Origin of the sequence: Streptomyces auratus (assembly GCF_050433025.1) — a bacterium.
In the GTDB taxonomy this organism is placed as follows: domain Bacteria; phylum Actinomycetota; class Actinomycetes; order Streptomycetales; family Streptomycetaceae; genus Streptomyces; species Streptomyces sioyaensis.
The window spans coordinates 3,294,745-3,316,423 of sequence record NZ_JBNGCB010000001.1; the positions used below are offsets into that span (position 1 = coordinate 3,294,745).

At 67.9% G+C, this 21,679-nt stretch carries 13 protein-coding genes and 3 rRNA genes; 4 read left to right on the forward strand and 12 right to left on the reverse strand.

Annotated features, from left to right (window positions below; all coding sequences use genetic code 11):
* Positions 1 to 5: 5 nt before the first annotated feature.
* Entirely contained in the window at positions 6 to 1,316 is a 1,311-nt protein-coding gene (locus BKA18_RS14150; protein ID WP_366043458.1) for a DUF58 domain-containing protein, read from the forward strand.
* A 396-nt stretch (positions 1,317 to 1,712) separates the two neighbouring features.
* Here BKA18_RS14150 and rrf read toward each other — a convergent pair.
* The 4 genes from rrf to BKA18_RS14170 all read right to left on the reverse strand — a co-directional run bounded on the left by rrf (position 1,713) and on the right by BKA18_RS14170 (position 8,596).
* Positions 1,713 to 1,829: ribosomal RNA gene (gene rrf / locus BKA18_RS14155) — 5S ribosomal RNA — on the reverse strand.
* A 73-nt stretch (positions 1,830 to 1,902) separates the two neighbouring features.
* Positions 1,903 to 5,024, reverse strand: a 23S ribosomal RNA gene (locus BKA18_RS14160).
* A gap of 303 nt (positions 5,025 to 5,327) precedes the next feature.
* Positions 5,328 to 6,854 (reverse strand): 16S ribosomal RNA (locus BKA18_RS14165).
* Together the 16S, 23S and 5S rRNA genes form the textbook arrangement of a ribosomal RNA operon.
* Before the next feature lie 734 nt (positions 6,855 to 7,588).
* Positions 7,589 to 8,596: a stage II sporulation protein M gene (locus tag BKA18_RS14170; protein ID WP_366047965.1), complete on the reverse strand. Its 1,008-nt coding sequence runs from the start codon at positions 8,594 to 8,596 to the stop codon at positions 7,589 to 7,591.
* A gap of 112 nt (positions 8,597 to 8,708) precedes the next feature.
* Between BKA18_RS14170 and BKA18_RS14175 the strand changes: the two genes are divergently transcribed.
* Entirely contained in the window at positions 8,709 to 9,800 is a 1,092-nt protein-coding gene (locus BKA18_RS14175; protein ID WP_366047966.1) for an RDD family protein, read from the forward strand.
* 38 nt (positions 9,801 to 9,838) lie between these two features.
* Here BKA18_RS14175 and BKA18_RS14180 read toward each other — a convergent pair whose 3' ends face one another.
* Both BKA18_RS14180 and ahcY read right to left on the reverse strand, forming a co-directional pair.
* A complete protein-coding gene (locus tag BKA18_RS14180; protein ID WP_366047967.1) occupies positions 9,839 to 10,453 on the reverse strand; it encodes a hypothetical protein in 615 nt (204 codons plus the stop codon).
* Positions 10,454 to 10,621: 168 nt separating this feature from the next.
* On the reverse strand, positions 10,622 to 12,079 hold the full coding sequence (gene ahcY, locus BKA18_RS14185) for an adenosylhomocysteinase (RefSeq protein WP_006605245.1): 1,458 nt from the start codon (positions 12,077 to 12,079) through the stop codon (positions 10,622 to 10,624).
* A 479-nt stretch (positions 12,080 to 12,558) separates the two neighbouring features.
* Here ahcY and BKA18_RS14190 point away from each other — a divergent pair, with 479 nt between their 5' ends.
* On the forward strand, positions 12,559 to 14,727 hold the full coding sequence (locus BKA18_RS14190; RefSeq protein WP_429638412.1) for a fructose-specific PTS transporter subunit EIIC: 2,169 nt from the start codon (positions 12,559 to 12,561) through the stop codon (positions 14,725 to 14,727).
* Between the two features lie 296 nt (positions 14,728 to 15,023).
* Here BKA18_RS14190 and BKA18_RS14195 read toward each other — a convergent pair whose 3' ends face one another.
* From BKA18_RS14195 to BKA18_RS14220, 6 genes are all read right to left on the reverse strand, one after another.
* Positions 15,024 to 15,983: a cation diffusion facilitator family transporter gene (locus BKA18_RS14195; RefSeq protein ID WP_359370772.1), complete on the reverse strand. Its 960-nt coding sequence runs from the start codon at positions 15,981 to 15,983 to the stop codon at positions 15,024 to 15,026.
* 162 nt (positions 15,984 to 16,145) lie between these two features.
* On the reverse strand, positions 16,146 to 17,351 hold the full coding sequence (gene manA / locus BKA18_RS14200; protein ID WP_006605242.1) for a mannose-6-phosphate isomerase, class I: 1,206 nt from the start codon (positions 17,349 to 17,351) through the stop codon (positions 16,146 to 16,148).
* A 73-nt stretch (positions 17,352 to 17,424) separates the two neighbouring features.
* Positions 17,425 to 18,561: an SIS domain-containing protein gene (locus BKA18_RS14205; protein ID WP_366047969.1), complete on the reverse strand. Its 1,137-nt coding sequence runs from the start codon at positions 18,559 to 18,561 to the stop codon at positions 17,425 to 17,427.
* A gap of 73 nt (positions 18,562 to 18,634) precedes the next feature.
* Positions 18,635 to 18,865, reverse strand: coding sequence for a Trm112 family protein (locus BKA18_RS14210; protein WP_366047970.1), 231 nt, complete (start codon positions 18,863 to 18,865; stop codon positions 18,635 to 18,637).
* 187 nt (positions 18,866 to 19,052) lie between these two features.
* A complete protein-coding gene (locus tag BKA18_RS14215) occupies positions 19,053 to 20,411 on the reverse strand; it encodes a phosphomannomutase/phosphoglucomutase (protein WP_366047971.1) in 1,359 nt (452 codons plus the stop codon).
* A gap of 84 nt (positions 20,412 to 20,495) precedes the next feature.
* Complete coding sequence (locus tag BKA18_RS14220; protein WP_078568725.1) at positions 20,496 to 20,942, reverse strand: DUF3499 domain-containing protein; 447 nt, start codon at positions 20,940 to 20,942, stop codon at positions 20,496 to 20,498.
* Between the two features lie 328 nt (positions 20,943 to 21,270).
* On the opposite strand from BKA18_RS14220, the gene BKA18_RS14225 reads away from it, so the two are divergent.
* On the forward strand, positions 21,271 to 21,660 hold the full coding sequence (locus tag BKA18_RS14225) for a metallopeptidase family protein (protein WP_006605237.1): 390 nt from the start codon (positions 21,271 to 21,273) through the stop codon (positions 21,658 to 21,660).
* Positions 21,661 to 21,679: the final 19 nt, after the last annotated feature.

The following is a 21,679-nucleotide window of genomic DNA, read 5'->3' on the forward strand; positions in this document are numbered from 1 at the left end:
ACACCGTGGCCCTCACCGGACGCACCGCCCTCGTCTCCGCATGCGGAGCCCTCTTCGTCGGCTTCGTGCTGCCCAGCTGGCTCGGCATCCTCACCGTCCAACTCGCCTTGCTGATAGCAATCTTGTGCGATCTCGCGCTCGCCGCGCCAGTGCGAAAGCTCCATTTCACCCGAACCGGTGACACAACCGTTCGACTCGCGGACGAGGCCCACACACACCTCACCCTCACCAACCCGACCCGCCGCACCCTGCGCGCACAGATCCGTGACGCCTGGCCCCCGAGCTCCTTCCGCCCCGGCTCGGACATGCCCGCGTCCCGTCACACCGTGCGCATCCCCGCCGCCGAACGCCGCCGCCTCACCACCACGCTCCACCCCACCCGCCGCGGTGACCATCACGCCGTCCGCGTCACGGTCCGCTCCTACGGACCACTCGGCCTGGCTGCCCGGCAGGGGAGCCACCACGTCCCATGGACGCTGCGTGTCCTGCCTCCCTTCACCAGCCGCAAACACCTCCCCGCCAAGCTCGCCCGACTCCGCGAACTCGACGGCCGCACCAGCATCCTGACCCGCGGTGAGGGAACCGAGTTCGACAGTCTCCGCGACTACACCCACGGCGACGACACCCGCTCCATCGACTGGCGCGCCACCGCCCGCCGCCAGCACCTCGCGGTCCGCACCTGGCGCCCCGAACGCGACCGCCGCATCCTCCTCGTCCTGGAGACCGGCCGCACCTCGGCCGGCCGTGTCGGTGACATTCCCCGCCTCGACGCTTCCATGGATGCCGCCCTGCTGCTCGGCGCCCTGGCTGCCCGCGCCGGCGACCGCGTGGACCTGCTCGCCTACGACCGCCGTGTACGCGCCTCCGTACAAGGCCGCACGGCACGTGATCTCCTCCCGGCGTTGACCGATGCCCTGGCTCCTCTGGAACCCGAACTGGTCGAGGCCGATGCCCGCGGACTGGCCGCCACCATCCATCGCCACACCCCCCGCCGGTCCCTCATCGTGCTCTTCACCGGCCTGGACGCGGCCCCCGTGGAGGAGGCCCTCCTGCCCGTCCTCCCCGGCCTCACCCAACGCAATGAACTCATCGTCGCGGCCGTAGCAGACCCCCGCATCGAGGACATGGCCGACGGCCGTCACACCCCCCAGGCCGTCTACACAGCAGCAGCCGCCGAACAGGCCCGCGCCGCCCGCCACCACACCGCAGACCGCCTCCGCCACCACGGCATCACCGTCATCGACTCCACCCCGTCCCACCTGGCCCCCGACCTGGCCGACGCCTACCTCACCCTGAAGTCCACCGGCCGCCTCTAAAGCCGCTGCGCCCCATCGTCTGTCTCAACCCCCTGCATGCGGGCGGCTCCCTACGACAGCGAACCGCCACTGTCGTAGGGGACGGACCAGCCGAGGCTGGAGCACGGGCGCCACACCCACCCATCTCCAGTGCGCCCTCGTCTCCAAAGCCTGATCCTCTGCCGGCTACGAGCAGAAGAACGTCAACCCATTCTCAGGAGCGCCAGGAGCACGTCCTCGCACTGCAAAGGAAGCCCTTGAGCTGGCTCCTGGCCGGAACGGCCGACGCTGACAGCGACCAGAAGGAAGCGGCCGATCCTCACCCCTTCATCCCGCTATCCCTCCCGCAACGCAAGCACCCCGAAATGCAAAAAAGCCCCGTGGGAACCGAAGTTCCCACGGGGCTTTTCAAAAATTGTTCGGCGGCGTCCTACTCTCCCACAGGGTCCCCCCTGCAGTACCATCGGCGCTGAAAGGCTTAGCTTCCGGGTTCGGAATGTAACCGGGCGTTTCCCTAACGCTATGACCACCGAAACACTATGAAGATGACAACCCGGCAAGGACACAGGTCGTTACTTCAGAACCTACACAGTGGACGCGAGCAACTGAGGACAAGCCCTCGGCCTATTAGTACCAGTCAACTCCACACCTTACGGCGCTTCCATATCTGGCCTATCAACCCAGTCGTCTACTGGGAGCCTTAACCCCTCAAGGGGGAGGGAGTCCTCATCTCGAAGCAGGCTTCCCGCTTAGATGCTTTCAGCGGTTATCCTTTCCGAACGTAGCCAACCAGCCATGCCCTTGGCAGGACAACTGGCACACCAGAGGTTCGTCCGTCCCGGTCCTCTCGTACTAGGGACAGCCCTTCTCAAGACTCCTACGCGCACAGCGGATAGGGACCGAACTGTCTCACGACGTTCTAAACCCAGCTCGCGTACCGCTTTAATGGGCGAACAGCCCAACCCTTGGGACCGACTCCAGCCCCAGGATGCGACGAGCCGACATCGAGGTGCCAAACCATCCCGTCGATATGGACTCTTGGGGAAGATCAGCCTGTTATCCCCGGGGTACCTTTTATCCGTTGAGCGACGGCGCTTCCACAAGCCACCGCCGGATCACTAGTCCCTACTTTCGTACCTGCTCGACCCGTCAGTCTCACAGTCAAGCTCCCTTGTGCACTTACACTCAACACCTGATTGCCAACCAGGCTGAGGGAACCTTTGGGCGCCTCCGTTACTCTTTAGGAGGCAACCGCCCCAGTTAAACTACCCACCAGACACTGTCCCTGATCCGGATCACGGACCCAGGTTAGACATCCAGCACGACCAGAGTGGTATTTCAACAATGACTCCACAACCACTGGCGTGGCCGCTTCAAAGTCTCCCACCTATCCTACACAAGCCGAACCGAACACCAATATCAAGCTATAGTAAAGGTCCCGGGGTCTTTCCGTCCTGCTGCGCGAAACGAGCATCTTTACTCGTAATGCAATTTCACCGGGCCTATGGTTGAGACAGTCGAGAAGTCGTTACGCCATTCGTGCAGGTCGGAACTTACCCGACAAGGAATTTCGCTACCTTAGGATGGTTATAGTTACCACCGCCGTTTACTGGCGCTTAAGTTTTCAGCTTCGCCATGACGAATCATGACTAACCGGTCCCCTTAACGTTCCAGCACCGGGCAGGCGTCAGTCCGTATACATCGCCTTACGGCTTCGCACGGACCTGTGTTTTTAGTAAACAGTCGCTTCTCGCTGGTCTCTGCGGCCACCCCCAGCTCAGAGAGCAAGTCTCATCACCGGAAATGGCCCCCCTTCTCCCGAAGTTACGGGGGCATTTTGCCGAGTTCCTTAACCATAGTTCACCCGAACGCCTCGGTATTCTCTACCTGACCACCTGAGTCGGTTTAGGGTACGGGCCGCCATGAAACTCGCTAGAGGCTTTTCTCGACAGCATAGGATCATCCACTTCACCACAATCGGCTCGGCATCAGGTCTCAGCCTTAACGTGTGACGGATTTACCTACCACACGGCCTACACCCTTACCCCGGGACAACCACCGCCCGGGCTGGACTACCTTCCTGCGTCACCCCATCGCTTACCTACTACCACCTTGGATCGGCGGCTCCACCACGTCCCTTTGTCCGAAGACTCCAGGCCGGCTTCACGGCCTTAGCATTAATGGATTCGATACTGGGCGTTTCAAAGCGGGTACCGGAATATCAACCGGTTGTCCATCGACTACGCCTGTCGGCCTCGCCTTAGGTCCCGACTTACCCTGGGCAGATCAGCTTGACCCAGGAACCCTTAGTCAATCGGCGCACACGTTTCCCACGTGTGTATCGCTACTCATGCCTGCATTCTCACTCGTGAACCGTCCACAACTCGCTTCCGCGGCTGCTTCACCCGGCACACGACGCTCCCCTACCCATCACGATCCCCGTTGGGGGTAATATCGCAATGACACGACTTCGGCGGTGTGCTTGAGCCCCGCTACATTGTCGGCGCGGAATCACTTGACCAGTGAGCTATTACGCACTCTTTCAAGGGTGGCTGCTTCTAAGCCAACCTCCTGGTTGTCTCTGCGACTCCACATCCTTTCCCACTTAGCACACGCTTAGGGGCCTTAGTCGATGCTCTGGGCTGTTTCCCTCTCGACCATGGAGCTTATCCCCCACAGTCTCACTGCCGCGCTCTCACTTACCGGCATTCGGAGTTTGGCTAAGGTCAGTAACCCGGTAGGGCCCATCGCCTATCCAGTGCTCTACCTCCGGCAAGAAACACACGACGCTGCACCTAAATGCATTTCGGGGAGAACCAGCTATCACGGAGTTTGATTGGCCTTTCACCCCTAACCACAGGTCATCCCCCAGGTTTTCAACCCTGGTGGGTTCGGTCCTCCACGAAGTCTTACCTCCGCTTCAACCTGCCCATGGCTAGATCACTCCGCTTCGGGTCTTGGGCACGCTACTCAACGCCCTATTCGGACTCGCTTTCGCTACGGCTTCCCCACACGGGTTAACCTCGCAACATACCGCAAACTCGCAGGCTCATTCTTCAAAAGGCACGCAGTCACGACACAAGGAACAAGTCCCTTGTGCGACGCTCCCACGGCTTGTAGGCACACGGTTTCAGGTACTATTTCACTCCGCTCCCGCGGTACTTTTCACCATTCCCTCACGGTACTATCCGCTATCGGTCACCAGGGAATATTTAGGCTTAACGGGTGGTCCCGCCAGATTCACACGGGATTTCTCGGGCCCCGTGCTACTTGGGTGTCTCTCAAACGAGCCGCTAATGTTTCAGCTACGGGGGTCTTACCCTCTACGCCGGACCTTTCGCATGTCCTTCGCCTACATCAACGGTTTCTGACTCGTCCTGTTGCCGGCAGACAACAGAAGAGAGATCCCACAACCCCAACCACGCAACCCCTGCCGGGTATCACACGTGACTGGTTTGGCCTCATCCGGTTTCGCTCGCCACTACTCCCGGAATCACGGTTGTTTTCTCTTCCTGCGGGTACTGAGATGTTTCACTTCCCCGCGTTCCCTCCACACTGCCTATGTGTTCAGCAGCGGGTGACAGCCCATGACGACTGCCGGGTTTCCCCATTCGGACACCCCCGGATCAAAGCTTGGTTGACAGCTCCCCGGGGCCTATCGTGGCCTCCCACGTCCTTCATCGGTTCCTGGTGCCAAGGCATCCACCGTGCGCCCTTAAAAACTTGGCCACAGATGCTCGCGTCCACTGTGCAGTTCTCAAGCAACGACCAGCCACCCACCACCCCAACCCGAAGGCTGAGTTCACTGGGGCCGGCATCGCGAAGGTCCAGACCACAGTCCGTACCCTCAGATACCCAACAACGTGCCCGGCCCACTCGATCCATCACCACGTTCCACGCCGAAGCAGTACTAGTGACAACCAATCAAGTGCGCCGAATAGTCAACGTTCCACCCATGAGCAACCAGCATCAGACATTCGCCGATGTACTGGCCTCTGACCCGGACAAGTCCGAGTAAGAAGTGCTCCTTAGAAAGGAGGTGATCCAGCCGCACCTTCCGGTACGGCTACCTTGTTACGACTTCGTCCCAATCGCCAGTCCCACCTTCGACGATTCCCTCCCACAAGGGGTTGGGCCACCGGCTTCGGGTGTTACCGACTTTCGTGACGTGACGGGCGGTGTGTACAAGGCCCGGGAACGTATTCACCGCAGCAATGCTGATCTGCGATTACTAGCAACTCCGACTTCATGGGGTCGAGTTGCAGACCCCAATCCGAACTGAGACCGGCTTTTTGAGATTCGCTCCACCTCGCGGTATCGCAGCTCATTGTACCGGCCATTGTAGCACGTGTGCAGCCCAAGACATAAGGGGCATGATGACTTGACGTCGTCCCCACCTTCCTCCGAGTTGACCCCGGCAGTCTCCTGTGAGTCCCCATCACCCCGAAGGGCATGCTGGCAACACAGAACAAGGGTTGCGCTCGTTGCGGGACTTAACCCAACATCTCACGACACGAGCTGACGACAGCCATGCACCACCTGTACACCGACCACAAGGGGGACCCTGTCTCCAGGGTTTTCCGGTGTATGTCAAGCCTTGGTAAGGTTCTTCGCGTTGCGTCGAATTAAGCCACATGCTCCGCTGCTTGTGCGGGCCCCCGTCAATTCCTTTGAGTTTTAGCCTTGCGGCCGTACTCCCCAGGCGGGGAACTTAATGCGTTAGCTGCGGCACGGACGACGTGGAATGTCGCCCACACCTAGTTCCCAACGTTTACGGCGTGGACTACCAGGGTATCTAATCCTGTTCGCTCCCCACGCTTTCGCTCCTCAGCGTCAGTATCGGCCCAGAGATCCGCCTTCGCCACCGGTGTTCCTCCTGATATCTGCGCATTTCACCGCTACACCAGGAATTCCGATCTCCCCTACCGAACTCTAGCCTGCCCGTATCGAATGCAGACCCGGGGTTAAGCCCCGGGCTTTCACATCCGACGTGACAAGCCGCCTACGAGCTCTTTACGCCCAATAATTCCGGACAACGCTTGCGCCCTACGTATTACCGCGGCTGCTGGCACGTAGTTAGCCGGCGCTTCTTCTGCAGGTACCGTCACTTTCGCTTCTTCCCTGCTGAAAGAGGTTTACAACCCGAAGGCCGTCATCCCTCACGCGGCGTCGCTGCATCAGGCTTTCGCCCATTGTGCAATATTCCCCACTGCTGCCTCCCGTAGGAGTCTGGGCCGTGTCTCAGTCCCAGTGTGGCCGGTCGCCCTCTCAGGCCGGCTACCCGTCGTCGCCTTGGTAGGCCATCACCCCACCAACAAGCTGATAGGCCGCGGGCTCATCCTTCACCGCCGGAGCTTTCCACACACAGACCATGCGGTCGTGTGTCATATCCGGTATTAGACCCCGTTTCCAGGGCTTGTCCCAGAGTGAAGGGCAGATTGCCCACGTGTTACTCACCCGTTCGCCACTAATCCACCCCGAAGGGCTTCATCGTTCGACTTGCATGTGTTAAGCACGCCGCCAGCGTTCGTCCTGAGCCAGGATCAAACTCTCCGTGAATGTTTACCCGTAATCGGGTGAAACACACACGAGAAGAGTGGAACAACCAGACGGAATAGGTCCGGTCGTTCACAGCGTCCTCGCTGTGTGTGCCATCCGCACCACATGGGCGGGATGGACTTTCAAAGGAACCTCATCCACCGAGGTGGACGGGGTATCAACATATCTGGCGTTGACTTTTGGCACGCTGTTGAGTTCTCAAGGAACGGACGCTTCCTTTGTGCCTGTTTCACCAGGCTCTCCGGGCGCTTCCCTTCGGTCTTGCGTTTCCGACTCTATCAGATCCTTGCGGGCCCGATTTTCGCCGGTGCGTTTCCGCCTTTCGGCTTCTTCGCGTTTCCAACCTTACCAGATCCGTTTCCGTGTCCGGCGCCCTGTTGGAGCGGGCTCGGCCGTTTGGCTTTCGCTTTTCGGCCTTTCCGACTCTATCAGATCCGTTTCGTTCCGTTGCCGGTCCGAATTTGTTTCCGAGTCCCCGTCGGAGGGGGCTTGCCATTTGGCTTTTCCGACTTTATCAGAAGACATTCGGTCGAATTCATCGACCGGGGCTTCCGGTAAGTGGTCGGTTGCGCTTCGCCGAATTGAAGTTCCGGCCGAAGCGGAGAAGATGCTAACCGTCGCGGATGAACTTGTCCAGTTCGTTGCAACCGTTCGAATCTACCTCCCCCTGATGCCCGTGTCAACGGGTTCTGGGGCGAAGAGGAGATTAGCAGGTCAGCGGGGTTGGATGCACATCACGCGGCCGTCGGGAGGACGGCCTCGCGGTCGGCGAGCTCGACGTCGCCGGTGGCTCCGGCACGTACGGCGCGGCCGCCCAGTACGTAGACGTACAGGAGGAAGGCTGCCTCGGCGGTGATGCCGATGCCGATGCGGGCCCAGGTGGGCAGGCCGGACGGGGTGACGAAGCCTTCGAGGGCGCCGGAGATGAAGAGGACTGCGGCGAGTCCGATGGCGACGCCGAGGGCGGAGCGGCCTTCCTCCGCCAGGGCCGTACGGCGGGTGCGCGGGCCCGGATCGATGAGGGTCCAGCCCAGGCGGAGGCCGATGCCGGCGGCGATGAAGACGGCGGTCAGTTCGAGGAGGCCGTGCGGGAGGATCAGGCCGAGGAAGGTGTCGAGGCGGCCCGCTGAGGACATCAGGCCTATGCCGACGCCCAGGTTGAGCAGGTTCTCGAAGAGGATCCACAGGACCGGGAGGCCGAGGAAGGCGCCGAGGACGAGGCACATGGCGACGGCCTGGGCGTTGTTCGTCCATACCTGGGCGGCGAAGGATGCCGCGGGGTGGCTGGAGTAGTACGTCTCGTATTCGCCGCCGGGACGGGTCATGCTGCGGAGGTCATCCGGGGCGCCGATCGCCGCCTGGACCTCCGGGTGGGCGGCTATCCACCAGCCCAGGAGGGCGGCCACCGCGGTGGACAGGATCGCGGTGGGGATCCACCAGTGGCGCAGGCGGTAGACCGCTGCCGGGAATGCCGTGGTGAAGAAGCGGGCGGTATCGCGCCAGGAGGCCTTGCGGGCGCCGGTGACCGTACTGCGGGCGCGTGCCACAAGAGAGGTGAGGCGGCTGGTCAGCGCAGGGTCGGGGGCGCTGGAAAGGAGGAGGGAGAGGTGGGTGGTGGTGCGCTGGTAGAGGGCGACGAGTTCGTCGGCCTCGGCTCCCGTGAGGCTGCGTTTGCGGTGCAGCAGTGTTTCCAGGCGGTCCCAGTCGGCGCCATGGGACGTGACGAAGACATCGAGGTCCATCTGGTGTCGCTCCTCGCAGCGCCGTGGGTAGGTGCCGGTCAGCTTGGCAGACTGACCGTGCCCGGCGTGGGGTGGGCGGGACTTCGGGGATCGAGAAGGAGTGGGGCGCGGCGTGAGTGAGCTCGTAACGGGTGAAGCGGTGGTGCTCGGGCTGCGGCCGGCCCGGCTGCCGAGCCGGGGGCTGGCGGTGGCGGTCGATGTGGCTGTGGCGTGGGTGAGCTACATCGGCATCTCGCTGATGCTGGTGAGCGCGACGTCGTCGATGGACAGTGCGGCGGTGGCGGCGGTATCCGTGGCGTCGTTCCTGCTGGTGCAGGTCGGGATACCGATCGTCGTCGAGACGCTGAGCCAGGGCCGGTCCCTGGGGAAGGTGATCTGCGGGCTGCGGGTCGTACGGGAGGACGGCGGACCGATCCGGTTCCGGCATGCGCTGGTGCGCGGGGCCATGGGAGCCATCGAGATCGTGCTGACGATGGGGGTGGTGGCGGCCATCGCGTCGTTGGTGTCGGCGCGCGGGCGTCGGCTGGGGGATGTGTTCGCGGGGACGCTGGTCATACGGGAGCGGATGCCGGTGGCGCGGGCAGGTACGGCGCTGCCGCCTCCGCCTCCGTGGCTGGTGGCGGAGCTCGGGGCGCTGGATCTGTCACGGGTGCCCGACGGGTGGTGGTTGACGGTGCGGCAGTACCTGGCGCGGATGGGGCAGCTGGATCCGCAGGCGGGCGGGGCGATGGCCGGCCGGCTGGCGGAGGACCTGCAGAGGTTCACCGGGGTGCCGGGGCCTGCGGGGGGGCATCCGGCGGCGTATCTGGCGGCGGTGGTCGGGGAACGGCAGGCACGGGAGTCGCAGCGGGCGTTCGGGAGGTCGGGGGTGTCCGGAGTGGCCGGGATGGCCGGAGTGGTTCGTGTGGAGCGGGGCGAGGGGGCTGTCGTGGGTCCGGGGGACGGCACCACATCGCCGCAGGTGGGAGTGGTGGGGGACGTGGAGGCGGCGGCGTCGGTGGGTGCCTGGGCGCCGCCGGGTGGTCGGGCGGGGGCTCCTGGGGCTGGTGGTGCGTCTGCTGCTGATGAGGGGCCGATGAGCCAGGGGCGGGGCAGCGGGCCTGTGGGGGTGCCGGGGCGGGAGCCTGGCGGTGGTGGCCATGACGGCGGTGCGGCCGGCGGACGGGAGGGGGCGTCGCGTACGGGGTTTGCGCCGCCGGTGTAAGGCAGGCGCCCAGCGCCGTTTGCCGGCGGTCCGGCACGTCAGGGAAATGTCGACGGTGGCGAGTCGAGGGATTCGAGTTCGATGCCGGGCGCGGAGAGGACCACGTCGCCGGTGATGTGGACGGTGTGCTGCTCGCCGGTTTCCAGGTCGTTGACCTGGTATTCGTCGGCGATGAGGGGGGCGTTGTCAGTGGCGTGTGGTGTGCTTCTCAGCAGAGCCCAGGACTGGTCGAGAGTGCGCGGGGCGAGGACGGGGGGTGTGAAGGCGACGAGGCGGGTGCGGACGGCGCCGGCGCCGAGGGCGGGGCGCAGCAGCCGGGCGGTGGCGATGAGGAAGGCGGGGGACGCGCCGGTGAAGGCGTGGGCGGGGACGTTGCCTTCGGTGGCGTGTTCGCCGGTCGGGTCGGTGCGTACCCAGGTGACGCCCTCCAGGGCTGCGCCCCGGACCTGCCAGGCCAAGGCGTGGAGTTCGAGGCGGATGGGGCGGCCGAGTTCGTCGAGGGTGAGGTCGACGGAGCCGGTGTGGTCGCCGGAGGGGCTGACGATCTGGGAGACGTAACGCCAGCCGGACGGGCCGGTGGCGCAGTGGAAGTGCTCTTCACCCAGGGGGGTGTGATCGTGCGGGTCGTGGAGGGAGTAGTGGCCGCGTGGCATGAGGGGTGCAGTCCTTCGGGCGGCGACGGGCCGGTGCGTCGGGGCGTATGTGTGGGGTCCTTACGGGCCAGGCCCCCGCCGTGAGGGGCGAGGGCCTGGTGTCACCGGCTGCTGTGGGTGAGCACCAGCTGGTCGGCGGCGCCGACCGGCCGGTGATCGCCGACTGGATCAGTAGCGGTAGTGGTCGGGCTTGTACGGGCCCTCGACCTGGACGCCGATGTAGGCGGCCTGCTCCGGGCGCAGCTCGGTGAGCTTGACGCCCAGCGCGTCGAGGTGGAGACGGGCGACCTTCTCGTCGAGGTGCTTGGGCAGCACGTAGACGTCGGTCGGGTACTCCTGCGGCTTGGTGAACAGCTCGATCTGGGCCAGCGTCTGGTCCGCGAAGGAGTTGGACATCACGAAGGAGGGGTGACCGGTGGCGTTGCCCAGGTTGAGCAGCCGGCCCTCGGACAGCACGATCAGCACCTTGCCGTCCGGGTGCGTCCAGGTGTGCACCTGCGGCTTGACCTCGTCCTTGACGATGCCTTCGAGCTTCGCCAGGCCCGCCATGTCGATCTCGTTGTCGAAGTGACCGATGTTGCCGACGATGGCCTGGTGCTTCATCCGCGCCATGTGCGAGGCCAGGATGATGTCCTTGTTGCCGGTCGTGGTGACGAAGATGTCGGCGGTCTCCACCACGTCTTCCAGGGTGGTGACCTGGTAGCCGTCCATCGCCGCCTGCAGCGCACAGATCGGGTCGATCTCGGTGATGATCACCCGGGCGCCCTGGCCGCGCAGGGACTCCGCGCAGCCCTTGCCGACATCGCCGTAACCGCAGACCACGGCCGTCTTGCCACCGATCAGGACGTCGGTGGCACGGTTGATGCCGTCGATCAGGGAGTGGCGGCAGCCGTACTTGTTGTCGAACTTCGACTTCGTCACGGCGTCGTTCACGTTGATCGCCGGGAAGAGCAGGTCACCGTCGCGGTGCATCTCATAGAGACGGTGCACGCCAGTGGTGGTCTCCTCGGTCACACCGCGGATCTCGGAGGCCAGGTTCGTCCACTTCTGCGGCGACTCGGCCAGCGTGCGGGTGAGCAGCTCCAGGATCGCGCGGTGCTCCTCGCTCTCCGCGGTCTCCACGGACGGGACCTTGCCGGCCTTCTCGTACTCGACGCCCTTGTGCACCAGCAGCGTGGCGTCGCCGCCGTCGTCGAGGATCATGTTCGGGCCGCCGGTGGGCGAGTCGGGCCAGGTCAGCGCCTGCTCCGTGCACCACCAGTACTCCTCCAGCGTCTCGCCCTTCCAGGCGAAGACCGGGATACCGGCCGGCGCGTCCGGCGTGCCGTTCGGACCGACCGCGATCGCCGCGGCGGCGTGGTCCTGGGTGGAGAAGATGTTGCAGGACGCCCAGCGAACCTCGGCGCCCAGGGCGGCCAGGGTCTCGATCAGCACAGCGGTCTGCACGGTCATGTGCAGCGAACCGGTGATCCGGGCGCCCGCCAGCGGCTGGGCGGCGGCGTATTCCTTGCGGATCGCCATCAGACCGGGCATCTCATGCTCGGCGAGGGTGATCTCCTTGCGGCCGAAAGCGGCGAGGGACAGGTCGGCGACCTTGAAGTCCTGGCCGGTGGCTGCTGTCGTCATGCGTGCTGCTCCTCGAGGGTCGAGGTGGATGGGCTGGCAGTCTGCGGCGCGGGCAGATACGAGCGTACGCGGTAGCGCACATACCTCTCCCCCTGGCCGCAGCGCAGTCCGTCGGAGGCCCTCTCTCCCTCGGCCGGTCCGGGTGCGGACCGCCCGACCGCCATCAGCAGCGACGTCTGGCACTGGTCACGAATCTACACCGATCGGCCCAGTGAACCCCAGCCCGGAGGGTCCGATTCAGTGGGATCCCGGCCATCGGGCGGCGGGAGGGCGGCGGTTGAACGCCCGGGGCCGGGATGCCGGCCGGTGCGGACCGCGGCCTCGGGGGTATGCGCGCGCTGGGCCGTCGTGCAGGATGCGTGCAGCGCGGGATCATGCACGACCGCGCGCACGTCCATAAGGAGAGCCACGTGACGACGAGTCCAGCCGATCCCCCCAAGGGCGCGGGGAGGGGCGGGCAGGGGCTGAAGCTGCTCGCAGTGACCGCCTGCCCGACCGGTATCGCCCACACGTACATGGCCGCGGAGAAGCTGGCTCAGGCCGCCCGCGCGCTCGGTCATGAGATGAAGGTGGAGACCCAGGGCTCCATCGGGGCTGAGAACATCCTGTCTGACAACGATGTCAGAGGTGCCGATGCCGTCATCATCGCCGCGGACAAGGACGTCGACCTCAGCCGTTTCGCCGGGAAGAGGGTGTTGGCGGTCGGGGTCGCGGAGGGCATCCGCCACCCCGAGCGGCTGATCGAGCGGGCGCAGAGCGCGCCGGTGTACGGGGGCGGGGAGGCCGACGGGGCCGGTACGGGCGGCGGCGCGGCCGCGGCAGCCGCGGGCGGCGGAGGTGGCAAGGAGCGCAGCGTCACGTACAAGGCGCTGATGAACGGGGTCAGTTACATGATCCCGTTCGTGGTGGTCGGCGGGCTGCTGATCGCGATCTCGCTGGCGGTGGGCGGGCATCCGCAGGCCGACGGCGGTCTGGTCATTCCCGACGGGTCGTTCTGGAAGCATGTGAACGACATCGGCGTGATCGGCTTCACGCTGATGGTGCCGGTCCTGTCCGGCTATATCGCGTACGCGATCGGCGACCGGCCGGCGCTGGTGCCGGGCATGATCGGCGGCTGGATAGCCAACACCGGTGCGCTGTACGACTCCAAGGCGGGCGCGGGCTTCATCGGTGCGATCGTCACCGGCTTCCTGGCCGGCTATCTGGTGCAGTGGATCAAGAAGGTCGAGGTCCCCGCGTTCGTCCGGCCGATCATGCCGATCATCGTGATCCCGATCGTGGCGACGACGGCGCTGGGGCTCTTCTTCATCTATGTGATCGGCAGGCCCATCTCCTGGGTGTTCACCCATCTCACCGGCTGGCTCGGCGGCATGACCGGGTCCAGTGCGGTGCTGCTCGGCGCGATACTCGGCCTGGTGATCGCGTTCGATATGGGCGGCCCGGTCAACAAGACCGCGTTCCTGTTCGGTGCGGGGCTGATCGCGTCCGGCAACCAGACCGTGATGGGGATGTGTGCCGCGGCGATCTCGGTGATGCCGCTCGGCCAGGGGCTGGCCACGCTGATTCGCCGACGCCTGTACTCCGAGCAGGAGCGCGAGACGGGGATGGCGGCGCTGTTCATGGGGCTCTTCGGGATCTCCGAGGGGGCGATCCCGTTCGCCGCGGCGCGGCCCGCGCAGGTCATTCCGGCGAACATGCTCGGCGGCGCGGTGGCCGGTGCGGTCGCGGGGACGGCCGGGGTGACGGACGCGGTGCCGCACGGCGGGCCGATCGTGGCGGTGCTGGGTGCGGTCGGCGGGGTGCCGGTGTTCTTCCTCGCCGTCGCCATCGGAACGGTGATCACCGCGCTGACCACGGTCACCTTGGTCGATGTCGCGGAGCGCAGGAAGGGCGATGCCGCGGCGGCTTCGCTGAACCCCGTGCCCGCTCTGGCCGGAGACGGAGCCGCAGTCGGAGCCGTAGCCGGTGGAGCGGGTGCCGTCGCGAGCGCCGGTGCCGGTGGCGGGGTGGGGGCTGATGCCGGTGCAGGCGGTGCCGGCGGTACGGCGACGGCCACCTTGGCCAAGGCTCCGGCGGCGGAGGCACGTACGGAGGGGAAGGCGTCCGACGGAGACGGAGATCGCGCCGGAGACGGGGAGCCCGCCGGGGACAAGGCGCCCGCCGAGGACAAGGCGCCCGCCGGGGACGGGGATCAGGTGCTGTCCGGCTACCTGACCGAGCAGACCGTCAGGACGCAGCTCGCCGCCGGCGAGAAGGAAGCGGCGATCCGTGAGATGGCCGAGCTGGCGGCCGGCACCGGCAAGGTGGCTGACGTGGCGGAACTGGTGCGAGTGGCGCTGGCGCGGGAGGCGCAGGGCACCACCGGTCTCGGTGAGGAAATCGCCATCCCGCACGCCAAGACGGACGCGGTGACGGCTCCGGTCGTCGGCTTCGCGCGGTCCGCGGACGGCATCGACTGGGGTTCGCCGGACGGCACGCCCGCCAAGCTGGTCTTCCTGATAGCGGTGCCGGAGGCGGCGGCCGGGGATGAGCATCTGCGCATCCTGGCGCTGCTGTCGCGGAAGCTGATGGACGCCGGCTTCCGGGCCCGGCTCCAGGGAGCGGAGGACGAGGCGGCAATTCTGCGTACCCTCGGCGAGATCCACTAGGGCATGGGCGAACACATCCCGTAGGGGCTGCGAGCGCCCCCTCGGGGCCTCAACACAGCAGTCCGGGGGCGGTATTCCCAGGCAGGGTCGGTATCCCCAGACAGGGTCGGTTATTCCCAGCCGGGGGGATATTCCCCGTGGCTCACCTCCCAGTGGCTCACCACATGATCGACGGGTGGTGACCGACAGCCCGTGCCCGACAGCCTTGGCGCCCTGCGGCAACAGCCCCCCGCCTCGGTACCGCAACGGCCCCCGCACTCGCCAGGAGTGCGGGGGCCGTTCGATGGCGGGGCGGCTCAGTTCCCGCCGGGCGTCTTCGACGGGTCGGCGCCCGCGGCGGCCGTGGCCTCGTTGTAGATGTCCGGCTCCAGGTAGATGACCCGGGCAATCGGCACGGCCGCGCGGATGCGGGCCTCGGCGGCGTCGATGGCGCGGGCGACCTGGGTGGCGGTGTCGTCGTGACGTACCGCGATCTTGGCGGCGACCAGCAGTTCCTCGGGGCCGAGGTGAAGCGTGCGCATGTGGATGACGCCGGTGACGACATCGCCGTCGACGACCGCCTCGCGGATCTTGGCGACCTGCTCGGGCCCGGCCGCCTCGCCCAGCAGCAGCGACTTGGTCTCGGCGGCCAGGACCAGGGCGATCAGCACCAGCAGCGCGCCGATGCACATGGTGCCGATGCCGTCCCAGATGCCGTCACCGGTGGCGACGGTCAGGCCGACGCCGCCCAGCGCGAGGACCAGACCGACCAGCGCGCCGAAGTCCTCCAGCAGGACGACCGGCAGCTCGGGGGCCTTGGCGCGGCGGACGAACTGGGTCCAGGTCTGCTTGCCGCGCAGCTCGTTGGACTCCTTGATCGCCGTACGGAAGGAGAAGCCCTCGGCGATGACGGCGAAGACCAGGACGCCGATCGGCCAGTACCAGTCCTCCAGCGGGTGCGGGGCGTGGATCTTCTCGTAGCCCTCGTAGAGCGCGAAGACGCCACCGATGGTGAACAGGACGATGGAGACCAGGAAGCCGTAGATGTAGCGCTCCCGGCCGTAGCCGAAGGGGTGCTCGGCGGTCGCCGCGCGCTTCGCCTTCTTGCCGCCGAGCAGCAGCAGGCCCTGGTTGCCGGAGTCCGCGAGGGAGTGCACGCCTTCGGCCAGCATCGAGGACGAGCCGCTGAAGGCGAAGGCCACGAACTTCGCTGCGGCGATCGCCAGGTTGGCGCCCAGCGCCGCAACGATCGCCTTTGTCCCGCCTGATGCGCTCATAGGTGCTGCATGTCCCTTCCGTCGTCCGGCTTTTACCACCGCTTTAATGCCGTGCGGCGGTCATTGTTGCAGCCCGGCCGGAGGCGGCCGCCAGGAGGCCACCTGGCGGACGGGATCCGGCGCCCGCCGGGCGTCGCGGCCGTCCGCGCCGTGGCCGCCGGGTCAGGCGACCACCGTCGCGCGGAAGAGCGTGCCCTCCCCGGCGAGCGTGAGCGGTTCCCCGGCCGGTACGAAGACGGATTCGCCGGGGGCCAGGGCCAGCTCGGCCGCCGCGCCGTTCGCGCCGTCCCGCAGCCGGACCCTGCCCGCCGTGCACAGCAGGATCTGCGGCGTACGGGAGACGAGCGGGCGCGGTGCGGCGCCGGGGGCCAGAACGAAGCGGGAGAGGCGGAACTCGTCGACGGGGGTCTCGTAGACCTCCTCGCCGCCGACGGCCTCGGGGCGCAGTACGCCCGCGTCGCCGGCCTCGAAGCGGACCACCCGCAGCAGCTCCGGTACGTCGACGTGCTTGGGGGTCAGACCGCAGCGCAGCACGTTGTCGGAGTTGGCCATCAGCTCGACGCCGAGGCCGCTCAGGTAGGCGTGCGGGATGCCGGCGCCGAGGAACAGCGCCTCGCCGGGCTGGAGCCGGACGTGGTTGAGCAGCATCGCGGCGAGGACGCCGGGGTCGCCCGGGTAGTGGTGGGCGAGGGCGGCGTAGGCGGCGTAGTCACCGGCGTGCGGCCCGCCCCGGTCCGCCAGGCGGCCGACGGCGACGGCGGCCTGCTCGACGGTCTCGGCGATGGCGTGGTGCTCGGCGCTCAGGACGGCGGTGAGCACCTCGCGCAGGGCGTCCTCCTCGGGGCTGGCGCGCAGGATGTCGACGTACGGCTTGAGGCCGTCGACGCCCAGGCCCGCCAGGAGGTCCGCGGTCTGCGCCGGGTGCCGGAAGCCGCACAGGCCGTCGAAGGGGGTGAGCGCGACGATCAGTTCGGGCTTGTGGTTGGCGTCCTTGTAGTTGCGGTGGCCGGCGTCGATCGGGACGCCGCGCCGCTCCTCGTCGGCGAAGCCCTCGCGCGCCTGGTCCAGGTCGGGGTGGACCTGGAGGGAGAGCGGCGAGCCGGCCGCGAGCAGCTTGAGCAGGAAGGGCAGCCGGGGGCCGAAGGCGCGGACGGCGTCGGCGCCCAGCTCGGCCTCGGGGGCGGCGTCGATCACCTCGGCCAGGGAGACGGGGCCCGCGCCGCGGTCGAGGCGGGAGGGGGCGCCGGGGTGGGCGCCCATCCACATCTCGGCCTGCGGTTCGCCGGTCGGCGCGGTGCCGAGGAGCTCCGGGAGGGCGGTGGTGGAGCCCCAGGCGTAGGGGCGCACGGTATTGGCGAGGCGGTCCATGGGTGGCTTGCTTCCTGACAGTCGTACGTGGCGGCGGGCTTCCGGGCCTGCGGGTGCGGGCCGGCCGTCCAGGTCACTCGGTGCCGGCAAGCGCGAGGTAAACGGCGGCGAAATCCACGATGGCGAGAAGTTCCGCAGCCTTCTCCAGATCGCTGCCGATGTCCGGTTCCAGCTCGCTGACGGCGGTGTCGCGCTCCTCGGCGAGGGCCTGGGCGGCGCGGGCGGCGGACAGCGGGCCCGGCTCCTCCTCCCGCAGCAGCACGACCCTGGCGTGCATCGCGGGGGGCTGCTCGACCCGGTCGCGGAAGAAGTCGTCCGGGTCGGCACCGGCGGCCAGGGCGCCGGCCAGCAGGGTGCGGTGGGTGGCGAGCGCCTCGGGCAGCTCGGCGACGAGGGCGGGGCGGCCGGCCAGCCCGGCCAGCTCGGTGGCGAAGTGCCGGCCGACGGCGCCGGCGATGGCGCCCTCGGTCCAGAGCAGCGGGAGCGCGTCGGCGAGGTCGGCGGCCAGCGTCTTGCCGGGGTTGGTGTAGGTCGGGATGGCCGGACCGCAGCGTTCGGCGATCTGGTCGAGGCGGTCGGCGAGCTTGCTCAGGGCCTCCGGCGGGGCGCTGAGCAGGCCGATCCGGTCGGCGAGCGAGAGCAGCGGGATGAGCACCGACCACAGGGTGCCGGGGGCGGCCGGCGGGGCGCCCTCGACGTCGAATTCGGCGTCGTAGGGGGTGGTCGCCAGCGGGACGGCGAGGCCGCGGGCCTGGACGACGGCTTCGGCGAGCGGGCCGCCGGCCGGGGTGACGGCGACGACGGCGCAGCCGCGGCGATAGGCCTGCTCGACCAGCTCGGCGAGGCCGGGGTCGGCGGCGTCCGGGCCGGGGAGCAGCAGCAGGTCCAGGGGCCCGGCCCAGCCGGGCAGTGCCCAGCGCAGCGCCCCGGGCAGCGGGGCGACGCCGGTCGGCGGGATGAGGGTGACCGGGCAGCTGCCGCCGCCGAGCGCCCTGAGCAGGTCGGCCACACCGGCCGCGGCCGGGCCGGGGCCGGCGACGAGCACGGTGCGCGGGCGCCCGTCGGGGGTCAACTCGTGGATGCCGGATTCGGCGGCGCCGCGGGCGGCGGTGCGGACCCGGGCGCCGGATTCGGCGACGCCGCGCAGCAGACCGAAGCGGTCGGCGCCCGCCAGTGCGTCAGGGGTGTCGAGGAGTGACTCGTCGAGCATGGTGGGCGCGGCCTCCGATCGCCGGTGCGGGCGGGGAAACGGGCGGTGCCGGGACGGGCCCGGCGGCGCCCGGTCAGGCGGGGCTGGGAGCACCTCCCACGCCCTTGGGGCTGTGGGGGAGGGCTTCGTCGACGAGGAGCACGGGGATGCCGTCCCGGACGGGGTAGGCGAGGCCGCAGTCGCCGGAGGTGCAGAGCAGCGCGGGTTCGGAAGCGGGGCCCGAAGGGGCGTCGGTCCGGTCCTCCAGCGGGGCATGGCACGCCGGGCAGGCGAGGATCTGGATCAAGCTGGCTTCGACCGGCATGGATGCTGCTCCTTCGGGGCGGTTGCGGCGTGGCCAGCGTACCGCCGGACGGGGGCCCCGGGCCTGCCCGGCGGAGATTCGGGGTGGTGAGCGGCGGGGCGGGCGGCAGGGATGCGGCTGCCGCCCGCCTCGCCCAGAGACGTCCTCCGGTTTCCCGGGCGGGCCTGACCGGTGCGGGCGCCGGGGCTCAGGCGCGGATGATCGCCAGTACCTCGTCGCGGACCCGGTCGACGGTGGCGGCGTCCCTGGCCTCGACGTTCAGCCGGAGCAGCGGCTCGGTGTTCGAGGCGCGCACGTTGAACCACCAGTCGTCGGCGGTGACGGTCAGCCCGTCGAGCTCGTCCAGGGTGGTGCCCGCACGGTCCTGGTAGGCCGCCTTGAGCGCGGCGAGCCGGCCGGCCTGGTCGTCGACGGTGCTGTTGATCTCGCCGGAGGCCGCGTACCGGTCGTACTGCGCGACCAGCTCCGACAGCGGGCCCTGCTGGCCGCCGAGGGCCGCCAGGACGTGCATCGCGGCGAGCATGCCGGTGTCGGCGTTCCAGAAGTCGCGGAAGTAGTAGTGCGCGGAGTGCTCGCCGCCGAAGATCGCGCCGGTCTTGGCCATCTCCTCCTTGATGAAGGAGTGCCCGACGCGGGTACGGACCGGCTTGCCGCCGTTCTCCTTGACGACCTCCGGCACCGACCAGGAGGTGATCAGGTTGTGGATGACCGTGCCGCCGGGGTGCTTGGCCAGCTCGCGGGCGGCGACCAGGGCGGTGATCGCGGACGGGGAGACCGGGTCGCCGTGCTCGTCGACGACGAAGCAGCGGTCGGCGTCGCCGTCGAAGGCGAGGCCGAGATCGGCGCCGGTCTCGCGTACCCGCGCCTGGAGGTCGACGATGTTCTTCGGATCCAGCGGGTTGGCCTCGTGGTTGGGGAACGAGCCGTCCAACTCGAAGTACAGGGCGTCCAGTTCGAGGGGAAGGCCCTCGAAGACGGTCGGTACGGTGTGCCCGCCCATGCCGTTGCCCGCGTCCACCACGACCTTCAGCGGACGGATGCCGCTCAGGTCCACCAGGCCGCGCAGATGGGCGGCGTACTCGCCCAGGACGTCGCGCCGGGTGATCGTGCCGGTGTGGGCGGCCGGCTCCGGGGCGCCCTCGTCCGACCACCGCTCCACCAGCGCGCGGATGTCGGCGAGTCCGGTGTCCTGGCCGACCGGCGCCGCGCCCGCCCGGCACATCTTGATGCCGTTGTACTGGGCCGGGTTGTGCGAGGCGGTGAACATGGCGCCGGGCAGGCCCAGGGCGCCGCTGGCGAAGTACAGCTCGTCGGTGGAGCAGAGGCCGATCAGGGTGACCGTGGCGCCGCGGGCCGACGCACCCCGGGCGAAGGCGCCGGACAGGCCGGGCGAGGAGGGCCGCATGTCGTGCCCGATCACGATCGCGTCCGCGCCGGTGACCTCGGTGAAGGCCGCGCCGAACAACTCCGCGAGCGATTCGTCCCACTGGGCGGGGACGACACCGCGTACGTCGTACGCCTTCACGATCTGCGACAGATCAGCCACAAGCCTGCCCTCCTGGAGTCCTTGGGACCTCCAACCTACCCGGCGGGCCGGAGCGCGGGATTCGTACCCGGCCGGTGGGCGGGCTCAGGAATCCGGGGAGCGCAGCACCCGCAGATGGCCGCGGCGGGCGACCTCCATGGGGTGGGTGTCACGGTCGCCGTGGGCGGGTGCGCCGCCGGCGCCGGCGGCGCGTTCCTGGGGGCGGGCCGCCTCGCGTACGGCGTTCGCCAGGGCTTCGAGATCGTCGCCGCTGGGGCGGGGCGGGCCGGAGTCGAGGGCGAGGCGGACGACCTCCCAGCCACGGGGCGCGGTCAGCCGCTCGGAGTGCTCGGCGCACAGGTCGTAGCAGTGCGGTTCGGCGTAGGTGGCGAGCGGTCCGAGCACGGCGGTCGAATCCGCATAGACGTACGTCAGCGTTGCGACGGCGGGGCGGCCGCACGCAGTGCGCGAACAGCGACGTACAGGGCTCACGACGTTGGACGGTACCGCACTCTTGAGCGGGCCGCGACGACTCTCCCCAGGCTCACCCAACCGTGTCGTCCCGCTTCGTCCGATGCGTCTGACCTGCACCCGCTCGACCTGACCTGGGCCGGGCGAGCGGGGGCGGACGACCCGCGGGGAGGAATCCCGTCACGAGTCGATGCATTTCCTGCCATTCCGATGTCGATCCGCGATCTCATACAGAGATGCAATCGAAATCGAGACGGACAGGTCCGGTCAGTCGACGACATGCCACGTCTTGTCGCGCTCCCCGGTGTCCGAGGGTCCTTGACGGCTACGCTCGATGCTGATGGACAGTCCCGTACCCCCCCGACCGGCACAGCCACGGCTCCGCCGCCGTGACCGCCACGGCCGCGGTATGCGCGGCCCGATCGCACCGCCCCAGGTGCCGCTCTCGGTGACCCGTGCCGACGCCTTCGTGGATCTTGTCTACGACTCCCGGGACCGGCTGGAGCGGCGCTGGCCGCAGCTCTCCCAGGTCGACTTCCTGATCCTCGACGTGCCCGGTTCCGGCCCGGACGACGGGCCGGATGCGGCCGCCGACGCGGAGACCGTGCCGCTGGGCCGGATGCTGCCGGCCGCGGGCGGACATCGCGACCGGATCGTGATCTACCGCAGGCCGGTGGAGATCCGGACCAAGAGCCGTGACGAGCGGGCGTTCCTGGTCCATGAAGTGGTGGTCGAGCAGGTCGCCGAACTCCTGGGGCTGGCCCCGGAATCGGTGGACCCGCGCTACGGCCAGGAATGAGACCGTCGCGCGGGTCCGG

Coding starts and splice junctions, on each gene's coding strand:
- BKA18_RS14170 (WP_366047965.1), bottom strand. CDS start 8,596: ATGGACCTCGATGTCTTCGTCACGTCCCATGGCGCCGACTGGGACCGC.
- BKA18_RS14180 (WP_366047967.1), bottom strand. CDS start 10,453: ATGCCACGCGGCCACTACTCCCTCCACGACCCGCACGATCACACCCCC.
- ahcY (WP_006605245.1), bottom strand. CDS start 12,079: ATGACGACAGCAGCCACCGGCCAGGACTTCAAGGTCGCCGACCTGTCC.
- BKA18_RS14195 (WP_359370772.1), bottom strand. CDS start 15,983: ATGAGCGCATCAGGCGGGACAAAGGCGATCGTTGCGGCGCTGGGCGCC.
- manA (WP_006605242.1), bottom strand. CDS start 17,351: ATGGACCGCCTCGCCAATACCGTGCGCCCCTACGCCTGGGGCTCCACC.
- BKA18_RS14205 (WP_366047969.1), bottom strand. CDS start 18,561: ATGCTCGACGAGTCACTCCTCGACACCCCTGACGCACTGGCGGGCGCC.
- BKA18_RS14210 (WP_366047970.1), bottom strand. CDS start 18,865: ATGCCGGTCGAAGCCAGCTTGATCCAGATCCTCGCCTGCCCGGCGTGC.
- BKA18_RS14225 (WP_006605237.1), top strand. CDS start 21,271: ATGCGCGGCCCGATCGCACCGCCCCAGGTGCCGCTCTCGGTGACCCGT.